General features: G+C 45.9%; 18 protein-coding genes. 15 read left to right on the forward strand and 3 right to left on the reverse strand.

Annotated elements, in window-relative coordinates; genetic code table 11:
- The first annotated feature begins 84 nt into the window (after positions 1–84).
- The 6 genes from RQP50_RS07325 to RQP50_RS07350 all read left to right on the forward strand — a co-directional run bounded on the left by RQP50_RS07325 (position 85) and on the right by RQP50_RS07350 (position 6,910).
- Complete coding sequence (locus tag RQP50_RS07325; protein WP_021252922.1) at positions 85–831, forward strand: pseudouridine synthase; 747 nt, start codon at positions 85–87, stop codon at positions 829–831.
- Positions 832–1,045: 214 nt separating this feature from the next.
- Positions 1,046–1,573 (forward strand): redoxin domain-containing protein, encoded by a 528-nt coding sequence (locus RQP50_RS07330; RefSeq protein ID WP_227774399.1) that lies wholly within the window; start codon positions 1,046–1,048, stop codon positions 1,571–1,573.
- Positions 1,574–1,599: 26 nt separating this feature from the next.
- Positions 1,600–3,282, forward strand: a complete 1,683-nt coding sequence (gene resB, locus RQP50_RS07335; protein ID WP_315744319.1) for a cytochrome c biogenesis protein ResB — start codon at positions 1,600–1,602, stop codon at positions 3,280–3,282.
- Positions 3,279–4,538: a cytochrome c biogenesis protein CcsA gene (gene ccsA / locus RQP50_RS07340; RefSeq protein ID WP_021252919.1), complete on the forward strand. Its 1,260-nt coding sequence runs from the start codon at positions 3,279–3,281 to the stop codon at positions 4,536–4,538. The genes resB and ccsA overlap by 4 nt, the downstream gene beginning before the upstream one ends.
- A gap of 229 nt (positions 4,539–4,767) precedes the next feature.
- Complete coding sequence (locus RQP50_RS07345) at positions 4,768–5,484, forward strand: response regulator transcription factor (RefSeq protein WP_021259234.1); 717 nt, start codon at positions 4,768–4,770, stop codon at positions 5,482–5,484.
- A gap of 1 nt (position 5,485) precedes the next feature.
- A complete protein-coding gene (locus RQP50_RS07350) occupies positions 5,486–6,910 on the forward strand; it encodes a sensor histidine kinase (RefSeq protein ID WP_072727930.1) in 1,425 nt (474 codons plus the stop codon).
- 158 nt (positions 6,911–7,068) lie between these two features.
- On the opposite strand, the gene serA is transcribed toward RQP50_RS07350, so the two are convergent.
- From serA to RQP50_RS07360, 3 genes are all read right to left on the reverse strand, one after another.
- Positions 7,069–8,655, reverse strand: coding sequence for a phosphoglycerate dehydrogenase (gene serA / locus RQP50_RS07355; protein ID WP_315744325.1), 1,587 nt, complete (start codon positions 8,653–8,655; stop codon positions 7,069–7,071).
- 210 nt (positions 8,656–8,865) lie between these two features.
- Positions 8,866–9,000 (reverse strand): hypothetical protein, encoded by a 135-nt coding sequence (locus RQP50_RS29445; RefSeq protein WP_436971853.1) that lies wholly within the window; start codon positions 8,998–9,000, stop codon positions 8,866–8,868.
- A gap of 121 nt (positions 9,001–9,121) precedes the next feature.
- Complete coding sequence (locus tag RQP50_RS07360; protein ID WP_315744326.1) at positions 9,122–9,697, reverse strand: tetratricopeptide repeat protein; 576 nt, start codon at positions 9,695–9,697, stop codon at positions 9,122–9,124.
- Positions 9,698–9,871: 174 nt separating this feature from the next.
- On the opposite strand from RQP50_RS07360, the gene RQP50_RS07365 reads away from it, so the two are divergent.
- The 9 genes from RQP50_RS07365 to RQP50_RS07405 all read left to right on the forward strand — a co-directional run bounded on the left by RQP50_RS07365 (position 9,872) and on the right by RQP50_RS07405 (position 16,845).
- Positions 9,872–10,465: a type II CAAX endopeptidase family protein gene (locus tag RQP50_RS07365; RefSeq protein WP_315744328.1), complete on the forward strand. Its 594-nt coding sequence runs from the start codon at positions 9,872–9,874 to the stop codon at positions 10,463–10,465.
- Positions 10,462–10,827: a hypothetical protein gene (locus RQP50_RS07370; protein WP_021252914.1), complete on the forward strand. Its 366-nt coding sequence runs from the start codon at positions 10,462–10,464 to the stop codon at positions 10,825–10,827. Before RQP50_RS07365 ends, RQP50_RS07370 begins: the two co-directional genes overlap by 4 nt.
- 3 nt (positions 10,828–10,830) lie before the next feature.
- The gene (locus RQP50_RS07375) at positions 10,831–11,661 is read left to right on the forward strand and encodes a metallophosphoesterase (RefSeq protein ID WP_315744330.1); all 831 of its coding nucleotides are present in this window, start codon (positions 10,831–10,833) and stop codon (positions 11,659–11,661) included.
- A 74-nt stretch (positions 11,662–11,735) separates the two neighbouring features.
- The gene (locus RQP50_RS07380) at positions 11,736–12,188 is read left to right on the forward strand and encodes a DNA-directed RNA polymerase (RefSeq protein ID WP_315744332.1); all 453 of its coding nucleotides are present in this window, start codon (positions 11,736–11,738) and stop codon (positions 12,186–12,188) included.
- Between the two features lie 205 nt (positions 12,189–12,393).
- Positions 12,394–13,014: a genetic competence negative regulator gene (locus RQP50_RS07385; protein WP_021252911.1), complete on the forward strand. Its 621-nt coding sequence runs from the start codon at positions 12,394–12,396 to the stop codon at positions 13,012–13,014.
- Positions 13,015–13,342: 328 nt separating this feature from the next.
- Positions 13,343–14,068 (forward strand): glutamic-type intramembrane protease PrsW, encoded by a 726-nt coding sequence (gene prsW / locus RQP50_RS07390; protein ID WP_051249867.1) that lies wholly within the window; start codon positions 13,343–13,345, stop codon positions 14,066–14,068.
- Positions 14,069–14,404: 336 nt separating this feature from the next.
- Complete coding sequence (ypeB, locus tag RQP50_RS07395; RefSeq protein ID WP_072727933.1) at positions 14,405–15,745, forward strand: germination protein YpeB; 1,341 nt, start codon at positions 14,405–14,407, stop codon at positions 15,743–15,745.
- 101 nt (positions 15,746–15,846) lie between these two features.
- A complete protein-coding gene (locus tag RQP50_RS07400; RefSeq protein WP_072727934.1) occupies positions 15,847–16,491 on the forward strand; it encodes a flagellar brake protein in 645 nt (214 codons plus the stop codon).
- A 78-nt stretch (positions 16,492–16,569) separates the two neighbouring features.
- Positions 16,570–16,845 carry a hypothetical protein gene (locus RQP50_RS07405; protein ID WP_174808432.1) on the forward strand — a complete coding sequence of 92 codons (276 nt, stop codon included), beginning with the start codon at positions 16,570–16,572 and terminating at the stop codon, positions 16,843–16,845.
- Positions 16,846–16,870 lie beyond the last annotated feature (25 nt).

Raw genomic sequence — 16,870 nt, forward strand, 5'->3', positions numbered from 1 at the left:
TAAGTTAATGACAAGCTCGCGCCCTCTTGGCAGCGGGCTTTTCTCTTCAATGAGGATACTAATAGTTTGAGGTGACAGACATTCATGGAAGAACGTTTACAGAAGATTTTGGCGAACGCGGGCGTCGCATCGCGTCGAAAGTGTGAAGAGCTTATTAAGGCAGGTAAGGTAGAAGTTAACGGAGAAGTCGTAACAACTCTAGGCGTAAAGGCAGATCCGTCAAGCGATGTGATTACTGTTAGTGGGAGAACGATATCGGTTAAGTCCGACAAAATAGTATTAGCCTTCCATAAGCCAAAAGGCGTTATTACAAGTACATCAGATCCAGAAGGCCGCAAGACAGTCATGGATTTCATGAAGGGTGTAAAGGCACGAGTATATCCGGTAGGACGCCTCGATTATGAAACAGAGGGGCTGCTGCTGTTTACAAATGATGGTGAGTTAGCCAATATGCTCATGCATCCGCGCCATCATGTGGAGAAGACCTATCATGCAACCGTGAAAGGCGTACCTCATGGGGATAAGCTGGAGCAACTGAGAAAAGGGGTTAAACTTGAGGATGGTATGACTCAGCCAGCTGCGGTGGAATACCATGATGTTGACTTGGAGAGCAATACGGCAACCATCAGTATAACGATCCATGAGGGTCGCAATCGTCAAGTTCGCCGCATGTTCGAGGTGATTGGCCATCCTGTCACCAAGCTGAAGCGTGTGAAGTTCGGCAATATTACGCTGCAAGGAATTGCCCGTGGCAAACACCGTGTGCTGACGAAGTCGGAAGTCAACGAACTCCGTATGGAGATGAAATCCAACCGTACCATGCATACGTAAATCGGATAGAGCAGTAAATCGCTTTTATTGCACCCCGCCCAGTATATGGTGACACATAATTTTCATATTGAGGAAGATATGTCCGCTAATCTATGAATTATAATAGTCGTGGATGGTGTAATGCAATTGTTGCAATTATGTCGTCTGAATGTGAAATATGTCATAGAAAGCAAGTGTTCAATCTATATCAATTGAACCACATCAAGAAGGGGCGATGATATTGGGCAAGAGAAACAAGACAGTCCAGATTCTCATACTAGCTGTCATTGCGATACTTGGCGGGATTGCAATTAGCAATGCGTACAGTAAGCCTACATACCCTGAGGTTGGCAGCCGCATACCAGATGTGTCGCTTCATACGCTGAAGGGCGATACTGTGCAGCTGAGTGATTACAAGGGAAAGTCCCTGGTGCTTAATTTCTGGGGCTCCTGGTGCGAACCGTGTGAGCGGGAGATGCCTACCTTGCAGAAGGCAGCAGATGATTGGAAGGATCGCAACGTGGAAGTCGTCGGCATCAACTATGGAGAAGATGCGATCGTTGTGGACAATTATATGAAAGCGGTAAATGTTCATTTCACGATGCTGCTCGATTCAAATAAGAGTGTAACCAAAGCCTTCGGTGTCCGTCCATTGCCGACCACATTCTTCATCAAGCCTGATGGCAAAGTCCATGCTATTCATACTGGGGAAGTCACTACAAGCCAGCTAGAGTCCTATTTGGAACAAATGGCGAAAGAATAGGGCTTGAAGGGGAGGAGGACTAGGCTGTGCGGTTTGAGAATACGAAGTGCGAATGCGGCCATCAGAATGCAGTAGGAACTGTATTGTGCGAGGCCTGCGGCAAGCCGCTATTTGAAGGGGATGAGGTGGATTCCGTACTGGAAATGCGTTATGACGGGGTTGCGCGTAAGTCACAGAAGGCAAGTCCGTCATGGATTGATCGCATTTGGAATTTCTTCTCCTCAGTAAAAGTGGCGGTTATTCTTATCGTCATTACATTAATTGGTGCGTCACTCGGCACCATCTACCCACAGGAAAGCTCATTTCTCAGCATAGACCCGACACAATATTATAAGAGCACGTACGGTACATTGGGACAAATCTATTATATGCTTGGCTTGTCTCATACATACGAATCCTGGTGGTTCATTACATTGCTTGTCATGATCGGCGCCTCACTGGTCATTTGCAGCATTGATCGTGTACTTCCGTTATATCGTGCATTACATCGGCAGAAGATACGTAAGCATGTCCAGTTTATTTCGAGACAGCGGATTGTCTATGAAGGATCAATAAACCAAGATGCTGAAGCTTGGCTGGATAACATGTCGAACGTACTCAAGAAGAAAGGCTACCGAGTTATTAAGGATAATGAGGCGCTATTAGCTGAGAAGAACCGGTTCAGCCGCTGGGGGCCGTACATCAACCATATCGGACTTATTCTTTTCTTGCTTGCTATACTTGCACGCAGCATCCCAGGCTGGCATTACGATTATTATGACGGCTTTCCGCAAGGAGAAGCCCGTGAAATACCTGGAACTCCCTATTATTTGCAGAATGATAAATTTACAGTTGAATATTACGGCAAGGAAGATATGCCTGAGCAGTTCGTGAAGGAAGGGCGTGTCATACCGAAGCTGTTCGAGACGAAGGCGACACTGTTCAAGTGTATGGACAAGTGTGGTGATGCGCGTGTGAAGCCTGTGCTTGAACAGGTAGCTCAGCACAATATTCAGTTGAATTCACCGCTTGAATATGAAGGGCTCATGGTCTATCAGAGCGACTTTGAATCGCGTCTCGTTGCGGTAAGCCCTGTACTTAGCAATGTGGACACAGGAGAGGTATTCGGCAAGTTTGAACTTCGGGTGCAGAATACGGCTACGGAGTTTCAAGCAGGTCCATATTCACTGAAACTGACAGGGAAATACTTGGATTTTGCAATTGGCAAAAACGGAGAACTGACTACAAAATCGCAAAACCCGAACGCACCTGCATTCAGCTTCTTGATTAAGGGGCCGAATCTCCCAAGTGAAGGCTTGCCTTACTTGTATTTCGCGCTGCCTAAGGACAAAGATCAATTTCATCAGGATGACATTAATGCCAAGCTGAGAGAGAGTTTAGGGTCTGGCTCGATGCCCAATCTTCACATCGGATTAGAATCCATGAAAGATATCATCTATACGAATTCAATCAGTTATATGACCGTGCGTAAGGAGACGGCGCTGCCACTCATCTGGATTGGGGCTGGTATCAGTATGATCGGTCTAGTTATGGGCTTCTATTGGCAGCATCGCCGCATATGGCTTCGAATCGACGGCAATCGCTTGCTGCTCGGTGCCCATACGAATAAAAACTGGTATGGAATTCGGAATGAGGTGGCGAGTGCACTCGGAGCTGTTCACGTAGAAGTAGATGCCAAATCGATCGATCGTGGGGGGAATAAGGCGTGACTTTGCAATGGAGTCAGGACGCATATATTATCGCGTTTTTCTTGTTTTGTCTTTCCTTTATTTTGTACGTCGTGACTGTTGCTGGCCGGAAGATGAAAACTCGCGATCCCGTTCGCTTCGAACGCAGATGGGGAGCAATTTCATTTGGTGTAACGATACTTGGATTTATTAGCCAGATCGTTTATTTCGGATTGCGCTGGGCATACGCTGGGCATATCCCTGTCAGCAATATGTATGAGTTCATGTCATTTTTGTCGATGATGATTATCGGTGCATTTATCGTTGTATACCTTATTTACCGAAGTACCGTATTAGGGCTCCTTGCTGTACCGCTCGCCTTCTTGATGATGGCGTATGCATCGGTCTTTCCAAGCGAGGTACAGCCGCTTATTCCACAGCTGAACTCGGTATGGCTGAAGCTTCATGTGACAATGTCGGCACTTAGCTATGCTTTCTTTGCGGTAGCCTTCGTTGCAGGACTGCTCTACTTATTGCGTACCGTACGTTGGGATGCTGGAAGTTCGCGCAAGCCGCAGCGCTGGCTTGAGTTCACAATGGGCTGCATCGTTGTATTCATCGGCTTTATCGTGGTCGTATACAGTTTTCGTGCTGCAAGCTATGAGGTGGTTATAGGACAGAAAGTTGAAACGGTCAAGACCGGAGGGGAGATCGAGACAGGCTTGGAGATGGTCACCTATACAATGCCGCCGCTTGTGGCTCCGCATTTAAGTGATGAAGCTACCTTGCAATCACTACCCTCTTTCCTAGGCATGAAGCTGCCGTTAATGGAAGCACCGGGCTGGATGAAGGGAGTTCAAGCGGGTCGGAAGCTGAATACGGTAGTATGGTCGGTCATCGCAGGACTGATCTTGTACGGATTAATTCGCTTGCTGCTGCGCAAGCCAATCGCGAAGGCCCTCCAACCCTTGTTCCATGGGATTGATCCAGATACTGTGGATGAGATTAGCTATCGCTCAATTGCGATAGGATTCCCAATCTTTACGTTAGGCGCACTTATTTTTGCAATGATCTGGGCCCAGGTTGCATGGTCAAGATTTTGGGGCTGGGATCCGAAGGAAGTATGGGCGCTTGTGACTTGGCTTGCGTACAGCGCTTACCTGCACTTGCGTCTAGCACGCAGCTGGCAGGGAACTAAGTCTTCTTGGATGTCGGTAATTGGATTTATCATCGTCATGTTCACACTTGTTGGGGTGAACTTGGTGATATCAGGCCTGCATTCCTACTCAGGGGTATAAAAATAAAGGTTAACAAATGGCAAAAAGATGAAACGACTGGGATTACGAACAAGGAGTACCCCAGTCGTTCACATTTTTGCTATAATAGAGCCAAGTATCAAGGCGACGGCGAGAGGAGCATCCTGCGAGTTGCCTGCTTATATTACAGCTAGAGCTACCAACCTCATCAATTGCAGCCGCACTTGGCTTCGCTTGAGGTTTTCTTTTATGGTGGAAAGGGGAGTCATACATGTCCGAGCAAGTGAATCGAATCTTGATCGTCGATGATGAAGAGCGGATACGCCGACTGTTGAAAATGTACCTTGAAAAAGAAGGTTTTGAAATTGAAGAGGCGGAAGATGGAGAAGCAGCGCTGCGAATGGCTGTAAGTGAAGAGTATGACCTCATTCTTCTTGACTTGATGCTGCCAGGCATCGACGGTGTAGAAGTATGCACGCGCTTAAGACAAGTGAAGGCGACGCCAGTCATAATGCTGACAGCCAAGGGGGAAGAGATTAACCGAGTGCAGGGCTTCGAAGTTGGTGCAGATGATTATGTTGTCAAGCCCTTCAGTCCGCGCGAGGTCATCTACCGGGTGAAGGCAGTCCTGAGACGATCTTCGGCTACAGCCTTTTTGACAAGCGATCCGAAGGCGAGCAACAACATTGTATTCCCGCATCTCATTATTGAACATGATGCACATCGTGTGACAGCAGGGGGCCAAGAGATTAGCTTGACGCCTAAGGAATATGAACTGCTGCATTATTTGGCGGTATCTCCGGACAAGGTGTTCTCAAGAGAAGAGCTGCTGAAGGATGTATGGAATTACGAGTTCTTTGGAGACCTTCGTACTGTAGATACGCATGTGAAGCGCCTGCGTGAGAAGTTGAATAAGGTCTCGCCAGAAGCAGCTACTATGATTACTACGGTATGGGGTGTCGGCTACAAGCTCGAGGTGCCAAAATAACGTGAAATTTTGGCGAAGCATTGTCGGCAAGTTGTGGATGACCATTATTGGTCTAGTTGCTTTTGTACTTATCATTTTAGGTCTGTATTTGCTGCATTACATTGACAGCAATTTCGCGCATCCGAACGATATCAAGCAGTTGTTCGTATATACAGGAATTATTGGATTTTCACTTACAACTTTCTTTGCGTTCTTCTTATTTACGAAGATTACGCAACCGCTTCGTAAGCTGAAGCAAGCGGCCGATACGATTCGTCAAGGCGATTACTCCACACGAGTAACACTTCGCTCCTCTGATGAAATCGGGGAGTTGTCCCAGACGTTTAATCATATGGCGGAGGAACTGAACTCCACTATTTTGGATTTGCAGCATGAGAAGGAGCATCTAGCGAGTATTTTGCGCAGTATGACGGATGCTGTTATTACCTTTGATGCATCGGGACAGGTGCTGCTCGCGAACCCGCATGGTGAAACAGTCATGAGCCGCTGGAATGGAATGGATTGGGCGATCGATGAAGATATGACAGGTGCATCCGGAGTGCCGGAGCCGTTAAGACTCATTTTTCATACCGTTATTTCTGAAGCTCGGGAGGTTACGACCCGTGTTCATGTGAAGCAGCAGGTTTGGTCTGTTGTGATGGGGCCTCTGCATGCAGACAGCCGCGTACGCGGTGCCGTAGCCGTATTGCGGGATGTGACCGAAGAAGTGCAGCTGGAGAAGCTGCGCAAAGACTTCGTCGCGAATGTATCGCACGAGATTCGTACGCCACTGTCCATGCTTCAAGGATATAGTGAGGCATTATTGGATGATATAGCTGCTTCGCCAGAGGAACGCAGAGAGCTTGTTCAGGTTATTCATGACGAGTCCTTGCGTATGGGAAGGCTGGTGAAGGATCTGCTCGACCTAGCTCGCATGGAGGCGGGCCATCTGCCAATGCACAAAGCAGAGACGGATGTTCACGAACTTGCTTCCCGAGTCTATCGTAAATTCACAGTACTTGCGAAGGAACGTAATATACCGATTGAAATGAAACTTCATGCGATGGATCCAATTCTTCCTGAAGCGGATGAAGATCGGTTAGAGCAAGTGTTGACGAATTTGCTGGACAATGCACTACGCCACTCCTCTGAAGGACAACCGATTCATATTCGGACGGAACGTACGGACAATGAGTGGTTGTGGATTCACATTGAGGATCATGGTCAGGGTATTCCGTCAGAGGATGTCCCGTATGTGTTCGAACGATTCTATAAGGCTGATAAGGCGCGCAAACGCGGCCCTTCAGGCGGCACAGGACTAGGTCTAGCGATTGTCAAAAATATTATCGAAGCACATCAGGGTCATATCCGAGTTGACAGCATATTAGGGAAGGGAACTACATTCTCCATTGCTCTACCCGTACAGCCAACACAAACCAGTATATGACACAAAACACCCTATTGCGCAGTTCATCGGCAATAGGGTGTTTTTTTGTAGAATGACGATTGGAATATGTGTCAGACGAGGGCACAATTTTCCGATTAATCTTGATGCTCGTGGAACAGTTTCCACTACTCCACGAGCTGATGAAGGATAAGTTCGGTTTACAGCACAATTTCTTTGGCTTTTTTAATGTCTGTAGTTTCTTTCAGTTTTGCGATTACCTCTTCTGGAATGGCTTTGTCGACGGAAAGCACCATGATGGCAGACCCTCCGACAATTTTCCGACCAACTTGCATGGTTGCGATGTTAACACCATTTGATCCAAGTAGTGTACCGACAATTCCAATTACGCCAGGCTTATCATCATGCGAAATTAATAGCAGATGCCCTTCTGGCGAGAGGTCTACAGGGTACTTGTCAATTTGTACGATACGTTCCCCATATCCGTTCAACAATGTACCAGCTACGAGTCGTTCTTCTGTGTTCGTCTTCAAAGTTACGGACAACAGATTTGTAAACCCTTTGGCAACGTGGGATTGCTGAACGATAATATGAATATCGCGCGTTTTGGCAAGGTGAACAGAGTTGACGATGTTCACATCTGAGCCAAAATGCTGGGTGAGAACGCCTTTCACGATATGTCTCGTAATAGTTTGCGTATCGACCTCAGCCAGATCACCAGAGTAGTTAACAAGGATTTCAAGAATTGGGCTCTTTGTCATTTGTGAAGCGAATTGCCCCAGCTTCTCCGCAAGTGTGAAGTAAGGTTGGATTTTATTCAATACAGCCGGCGCAACCGGCGGCATGTTAACTGCATTCTTGAACGGTTCATTGCGTAGAATATGCAGCACCTGCTCCGAAACATCGACAGCCACGTTCTCTTGCGCCTCAACAGTGGATGCGCCAAGGTGAGGTGTGACGATAATCTTCGGATGACCCAAGAATGGGTGATCCGGTTGTGGAGGTTCAACCTCGAATACATCGAATGCGGCTCCTGCCACAATGCCTTCATCGATTGCTTCGACAAGTGCCATTTCATCGATAATTCCACCGCGTGCGCAGTTAATAATGCGCATACCGCGTTTCATGACCTCGAATTGTGGACGAGCAATCATATGCTTCGTCTCAGGCGTCAATGGTGTATGAACCGTCAGGAAATCGGCTGCGCGAATAATCTCATCAACTGTGCCAAGTTTAACCCCTAATTTTTCAGCACGCTCTTCTGTCATGAATGGATCATATCCGATGATGTCCATGCCAAATGCCTTCGCTCTCTTGGCAACCTCGCTGCCGATACGACCCATACCAAGAACACCAAGGGTCTTGTTCATCAGCTCGACACCTAGGAAAGTCTTGCGATCCCATACTCCATTGATTGTCTTTGCATAAGCCTGAGGGATATGACGAGATAATGCCATCATCATGGCAAAAGCATGCTCACAAGTTGTAATCGTATTCCCATCAGGAGCATTGATTACGATAATTCCGTGCTGTGTGGCTGCTTGCAGATCAATGTTGTCTACACCGACTCCCGCACGGCCCACAACTTTAAGATTCTTACCTGCTTCCATGACGCGTGCTGTAACGCGAGTCTGACTGCGAACGAGCAGAGCATCATAATCTGCGATAATGCCAACCAGCTCGTCCTCCGACAACCCTGTTTGCTTCACGACTGTAATATCCTCTGCGTCAACAAGCTTCTGAATCCCGAAATCGCTAATCGGGTCTGATACTAATACTTTGAACATGGAATTCTCCCTCCTGAGCATAGCTATATATTGTATTAGAAACGGCAATGCCGTTATCTTGCTGTTGAAATGAGGCCTTGGTTATGTATCCAGAATATAGCAAAAAACTCCCGTCCACATACTACGACCGTAGTAAGGGACGAGAGTTCCATCTTCGTGGTGCCACCCTAATTCGCTGCTTATTCGCACAAGCAGCCTTACGCGTCTATGCTAGACGCCGAACGTTAACGGGTTCGATTCGGTTACGCCTACTGCCATCAGGGTTCGACGCAACAACTCCGGAACGCTGGAACAAGTCAATCCGCCACCGATTCGCACCGACCATCGGCTCTCTGCAGGCTTCACTGAATGTTCGTTTCCTTCACCGTTTGACTCATGAAATTTTACTTAATGTACCATGCAAATGTTAGGGTGTCAATAGATTTTTATACGAACATAACTGTAGAATATTTGTAAATTGTACGGATTATGATGATTTGCCGGATTCCTTAAGAATATGTTTTATACAGGCGTCTATTGCGATTTGGGAAGAATGGATCAGTTCTTCGTTTTCGGACTTTGTTCGGATTTTTAATGCTTTTTCAAACCAAGGGAGAGCTGATTCGTACTTGTATTGGTCATATAGATTTTTACCATAATGTTGATAGAGAAAGTCAAGCAAATTGAAATGTTGATCGTTCGAAATCGCATGTTCCAGTAGATCGTCGAACATGTGGTTCGATGTGTGGAAGTCACGCATCCATTGATAGGTATGAGCGAGACGGAGCTTATTGATCCACACCTGCTTAGCATTGTTCATTGCAGAATGAATAGAGATTGCGGAAGTTAAGTACGTAATGCTGTCCGCGTAATTGCCGACAATTCGGCTGTAAACACCCAGCATTCCGTATTGTCTTCCTAATTCCTCTTGATTCTGCTGATCAGATTGGGTCTGTTCTTTTATATAAGCAATGGCATTACACATATCAGAGAGGGAGTGCGGAACCTCTCTCAGATCGTCATCGAAATAGAAGGTACAATTGAAATGCATAGATGCAGGCAAAAAAATCGGTCTCCTTTCGTGTGAAGTGCATTTATTTTACAAGGCAGTGTCGCATTAGGCAATACAATCGCACATTTTGCAGATTCCTCAACTTGAATGAACCATCTTCAATCTGATATGATGCATCTATTGAGGGATATAATATGGATTGCTAACTCGTTAGGCAGGGATGTAATGAAACAGAAATGGAATGATTTCAAATCTCGACAAGTAGACATACAACAGTTAGATGATAAGGTGCTTCTTCTTAATTTGTATGTAACACAGGGAATCACACTGATTCTCGGTTTGGTGTGGATTTGGCTTCAAGGCAGAAATCCTTTCTTATTGCTAACTACACAGACATCGAATCTGTCATGGCTATGGCTTGGAGCGGGATTGGCTGCTCTAGTTATTGTTGTTGACATCGCGGTTTCTAGATTTGCTCCTGATGATATGACGGACGACGGTGGGGTGAATGAAAAGCTCTTCCGCAATCGTCCAATATGGCATATAATTGCTATCTCTTTTATCGTTGGCGTATGTGAGGAGATGCTCTTTCGCGGGGCAATACAGCACGCATTTGGTGCATATTGGACGAGTATTATTTTCGCAGCTATCCATGTACGTTATTTGCGCCATTGGTTACCAACTGGAATGGTGTTTCTAATTAGCTTTGCTTTGGGTACTATTTATGAGTGGACAGGAACCCTGTGGGCTCCTATACTAGCACATTTTATCATTGATCTCATTATGGGACTCATTATACGATTTCGGAGGGAAGTATGAGCGAGAATCACCCACACCCTTTATTTCGAGGGTTCTCTCGCAAGCAAGAGCCAGACCTACATAGCCCGGCACTAGATGCTTTACGTTCATTGAGAGAAAATTCATCGAAGAAAGACACACATACGGAGCAACAAGACAGCAACCATGCGATATCGGAAGAACAGCTGCTTCATCTTGCAGAGAATATCTCCGCATCAGATGAAGATATGGATGATCGTTCATTGCCGTCACGCAAGAAGTTATTTCCGTCGAGTTATGTTAGACTGACAAAATGGTTTTATAATTTTCTATTTTTATTATTTGTAGGATTGTTAATTGGACTACTATTTTGGGGTCGTCATAAGCTGGGGCTGGAGGGGTAATCGATGATGGTTGCTTTTACTGTCATTGCAGGCTTGCTGGCAGCAGCCGGAGTGCTTGTTGTTTATATGTTATGGGAAGCACGGGGGTTTACAATTACAGAAGAAGAAGTGGTGCTGAAGCGGTTGCCGTCGACATTCGACGGGGTCCGCTTGTTTTTTATAAGTGACTTTCATCGAAGGGAATTGACTGACAGACATATTGAGCAGATTTTGGGTCATCAACAGGCTTCTTTGTTTCTGGTCGGTGGGGATATGACTGATCAAGGTGCTCATCTGGAATCTAGTGTGGAGAATATAGCGAAGCTGCGCCAATTAGGGCCTGTGACGGCTGTACATGGCAATCATGATTATAAGGCCAATGTTCGGGAGTTAGATGATAAGCTGAATCAGCTAGGTGTTAAGGTGCTGGACAATGAAGCAATGCGGTTGGAGCAGAATGGTCAATTTATATGGCTTGTTGGTTGGGATGACTATAGCTCGAAGCGAACGAATGTGAAGCTTGCTATGAGTGAGCCTAAACAAGAGCCTAGCTGCACCATTGTTCTGACACATGATCCGCTGTCCTTGCGCAAGGCTGAGCTGCAAGGGATTGATCTCGTATTGTCAGGACATACGCACGGAGGGCAAATTTACCTGCCTGGATACGGGCCGCTTCGCACCTCTAAGTTTTACCGCAAATATCTATGCGGCTGGCATAATTTTCTTGGACAAGGTTCTACAACATTGTTTATCACGAAGGGGTTCGGCACCTCGCATGTTCCTTTTCGTTTATTATGTAGGCCTGAGGCACATTTTATTACGCTTCGTTCGGGCATTGATGGCCAGATTTCCTGATTTTTTACCGGATGGTTCGATACAGTTGCGCTCACACTACAATTGATCCTAACGAATTGAAGGAGGGAACAACAGTGAAAGTGACATCGTTCATTTCTGGTGCAGCTATTGGCATTCTGGCTGGTATGTACTTGGCTGACAGACGTTCGCTGGCTAATTTGCAATCCAAATTGCAGGTTGCAGGCAATGTCGTCCAGGATGTGGTTGGCAAAGCGAAGGATAAGGTTATGGATGTGACGACGTCCAATATGCCGGATATTGCTTCCTTGCTCGACATGAAGAAGTTGTCCAAAGAGGCATCTAAGTCGGACTCATTCAGCTTGGATCGCGTCAAGGAACTGATTGAGCGGGATCCAGAAGTGAAGCGCAAGGTGGATGCGATTTTGCGTGAAAATGGGCTGGCTCCGACGCCATCCGATTTGTCAGCTGTGAAAACAGAAACGTCTACTACAACAGTATCTAGCGTTTCCAAAACGCAAGCTGCTCCACGCAGCAAGCCGTTCGAAGAACAACAGTCCACTCACTGATAGCTGAGGAAATTTTATCTTAGAAGCTGCCGAATTTCTTCGGCAGCTTCTTCAATGTTTGGTACATTTACTCTCTGACAACTATTTTATGTAGTGCAAATCCATACAAGAAATGATAACATGAATTACATAGAACCATTTTCAGCACATATTATATGTTGCTTCATAATCTGTTATAACCGAAGTTGCAAAGGAGGGTCCTGTCATGAAGATCGAACGTATCAGTCAAGACAAGATTCGAATTTTCCTTACGTTCGACGATTTGTCTGAGCGCGGGATCAAACGCGACGATCTGTGGCGGGAAATGTCTAAGCTGCAGGAACTGTTCGCGGAAATGATGGATCAGGCGTATACCGAACTCGGATTTGATGCGACGGGACCATTAGCCGTAGAAGTATTCGCAATGCCTGCACAAGGTATGGTAGTTATCGTAACGCGAACGCAGTGGAACCATGCTTCAGGTCATGGTGACGGCATTGAGGATGACGAGTTGGATGATGTATATGAAATGGAAGTAACGCTTGAGGAGAGCGATACGATCGTATTCGCATTTCGAGATTTTGAAGACTTCATCGAGGCGGCACATACGGTTCATGGCAATTTTACCGTACCAGGTGCGCTCTACCAATATAATGGACAGTGGATTTTCCATGCGGAGCCGGCAAATACGGATCCTCAGCGATTGCAAGCCTTCATTGCAATCATGGCTGAGTATGGAGAAGCGGCGTCAGTGACGACAGCTGTTCTGGAGGAGTATGGGAAGTGTATCATTGCAGAGGATGCCATCGACGTTACTTGTACACATTTCAGTCCGCGTCGCGCGTAGGACAGTTTAATATGCGTCCGTGAACAGGGGGGCTTGAGATTTTTCATGGCAAGTGAAAAATTCGGGCTCCCTGTTTCGTGTTTTTCCAGCAGATGGCTACGTCAACCAATATATGCATTTTCCAATGATTTGGACACTGCCCGTTTCGATATCTTCATTTGAAACCATCATTATTCCCTAGCATTCGACAGGGTAAGCGTACATTGCAAACGTATGGTATACTTACTGTTATCCAAATGATCATAATTTTTATGTATAGCCGCCAAAGGAGGATGTGAAGGTGACTTTGCTAACTGCTATCGGCATGCTAGTCGCAGACACTTCTCAGATGGCGGCACAATCTGGTGAAGCTTCGACGCCTATATTGCCTTTGCTTACAGCAGCAATCGCTCCAGGAATTGCATTGCTGGCGTATTTCTACTTGAAGGATCGATATGACTATGAACCGATTCATATGGTCATTCGTGTCTTTCTACTCGGGTTTCTTATTGTATTCCCAATCATGATTATTCAACATGGCCTTGTGTTGTGGTGGGGAAACAATCCGTATGTGTATTCTTTTCTAATTTCGTCCGGTGTAGAGGAATTTGTCAAATGGTTCGTGCTGTACCACATGATCTACAATCATGTAGAGTTCGATGAACACTATGATGGGATTCTGTATGCAGTTGCGGTGTCGCTCGGATTTGCGACCATAGAGAATGTCATGTACGCATGGCTTAATCAGACGTCATTCTCTCAAATGCTCATGCGTGCCTTGCTGCCTGTATCCGGACATGCCTTATTTGGTGTCATCATGGGCTATTACATGGGAAAGGCAAAATTCCTTGGCGGTCGATCACGTAAATATTTAATGTACTCGATTGGATTACCGTTGTTCTGGCATGGAGTGTATGATCTTATCCTAATGATGTCCACCCGTTACTGGCTGTGGTTCATCGTGCCGCTGATGCTGTTTCTCTGGTATTATGGCATGGGGAAAGTACGTCGTGCCAATGCCCGATCTCCGCTCCGATTAATGAATCCGGAAGATGAGGTTAATATGGAGCAATAATGGGAATGCTATATGTACATGCTCAAGTTGTGCACCGCACGAACGGGCGCAGTACATGGTAGCAAGGAGGGCTCATGTGAGGGTGAAGGTAACCATTCGCTGCCAATGCTGCGGCGAAAAATTCATTCTACGTGGCAAACGGGAAAAGGGTCGAATTGAAACGGGCTTCAAACAATGCATCTGTGATAATCGAGATGCATTTCATATTGATGAAGAGCCAATATAAGTATCGTAATAAGAGTGCAATAATGGGAATCGATGCATAAACCTCCCTGATATCCAGCAAACTAACATCACTATGATGTATAAGTAGCTGTGAAGGGAGACGTTTGTACCATGTATAAACGATTAAGTGCAGTGATGTTTCCGATTTTTGCGCTCTTATTTATTGGGGCGATTGTATGGGGATATCAAGAGCATCAAGAGAAGAACTCTATATTGATTAAGGCAGAGAACCAATATCAGCGTGCCTTTCATGATTTGACGTATCATGTTGATAAACTGCATTCTGAACTGGGACAGACACTTGCAGTTAACTCCAAATCGCAAGCGATGCACCGCAAAGGCCTTGTGAATGTATGGAGAATTACAAGCCAGGCGCAAAATGAAATTAATCAGCTGCCGTTGACGCTGCTGCCATTTAACAAGACAGAAGACTTCTTATCACGGATCTCAAACTTCTCATATCGAGCTGCTGTAAGAGATATGACGAAGCAGCCTCTTAGTGATGATGAGGTGAAAATTCTGAAGACACTGCACCAGAATGCTGCTCAAATCTCACAAGACTTGCAGAAGGTTCAGAATAAAGTCATCAGTCAAAGTTTGCGCTGGATGGATGTTGAGACGGCAATGGCCTCCGAGAAGAAGACGATGGATAATACAATTATCGACGGCTTCAAAACGGTGGATAAAAAGGTTAGCGAGTACCCAGAGCTGAACTGGGGACCTTCTATATCAAGCGTGTATACGAAGCGCTCCGTGAAGATGCTGAAGGGAAATCCACTATCAGAGCAGCAAATTAAAGAAAAAGCAGAGAAATTCCTAATTAAGAAGCCAAATGAACCCGTTCAAGTTAGAAAGAACGGCAAAGGTACCGAATATGAGTCGTATACCGTCTTCACGAAATATAAGAACGATGGCAGTGCACTCACTTTGGACTACACGAAACAAGGCTTTCTGATGTCATATATGGACACGCGTCCCGTTGGCAAGAAAAAGTTGACGATGGCGCAAGCCGAAGAGTCAGCGAAGCGATTCCTGAAGAAGAATGACTATCCTGACATGGCTGCAGTTCGTTATGATGAGTATAATAATACAGGCAGTCTTACACTAGTTCCGGTTGCTGATGGCGTATATCTATATCCGCAGCAGGTGACAGCTCGCGTAGCATTGGACAATGGCGAAGTTACCGGGCTGCAGGCAGCTGATTTCGTCTATGAAGGCAAGGAGCGCAAGGTTGGCAAGCCGAAGTTGGGCAAAAAAGAGGCGCAAGCAATGCTGAATCCTGACATGGACGTTCTGTATGACCGCATGTCGCTTATTAAAAATGATCTGTCTGAAGAAGTGCTCTGTTATGAGTTCGGAGGCAAAATTAATGGCGGTGCTTACCGTGTGTACATTAATGCCGACAATGGAACAGAAGAACAGATTGAAGAGATGAAGCTTCTCAAATCATAAATGAAGGCTAAATAAAGGTTCCAATTCCTAGCAAGGGAATTGGAACCTTTTTCTTTTTGGCATATTGGTATCATGGTATAATCTTCATGGAGGGGAAGCATATGTTACCGAATGTCAGTGACACCTTGTACGTGCAGCCAGTTCGGGAAGAAGTGGACGGGTTTGCCTATAAGGCGAGAGTAACGGAGATAAATGAACAGCTGATCTGGATGGAAATCCCGCTGTCGGAACAGACGGGTAAATACGGCTTGTTCTCCAATGGAGAGGAGCTGAATGTCTACTTCTCGCAATCAGATGGGGTAAAGTGGCATTTTCGTACACAGGTAATGGGCAGGCGCAATGAAACCATTCCGATGATGTCAATTCGGAAGCCTGAGCCCCATTGGGTATCACGAATGCAGAGACGCAACTATTTGCGTGTACAAGCGTCGTTGGAGATGGCAATCAGTACGTTGGATGGTGTGAAATTTCTAGCATTGACAGAAGATATTAGCGGTGGTGGCCTCTCCTTTGTTACCGAGTCCAAATGGGGGCTGCGCGAATCACAAATCATCCAAAGCTGGGTTGCAGTACCGTTCCGCAGCGGTACTATCGAGCATGTTTTCTTTACTGGGCAGATTGTTCGTGTTCAGCCTCTCAATGATGAGCGCCAGTTAATCATGCTTAAGTTTGACCAGATTGCGAATGTAGAACAGCAGAAACTGATTCGTTATTGTTTTGAACGGCAGTTGGATTTACGGAAATAACATACATATGTGTTGAAACTGTGCATAGCTTGATTGCAGGGTTGCCATACTACTTCCAAAACGAAGGGGTGACTTCTTATGCACAGACGATTGAAGAAGAAACCAAACCGTAAAATAGCATGGCGCACTTATTCAAAACATATCACACATCCTGAGCTATGCGGCTTATTATCGAAATGGCTAGTTCGCTCGTTATTATGGTTCGTACTCTGTGTTGTAGCCGCCCAATCCTTACTGCTTGTTGATACGTTTCGACCGTGGGTATCGCCTGTGGATAGGCTGGAAGGGGTTCCTTTTCATCCTCCTTTTGAGGAAGAGAATCTATCATTCGATAGAGGCTTGCAGAAGAGGTGACTGCGATTCCCTTTTTGCATCCCTA

Origin of the sequence: Paenibacillus suaedae (assembly GCF_032337355.1) — a bacterium.
GTDB lineage: Bacteria > Bacillota > Bacilli > Paenibacillales > Paenibacillaceae > Paenibacillus_B > Paenibacillus_B suaedae.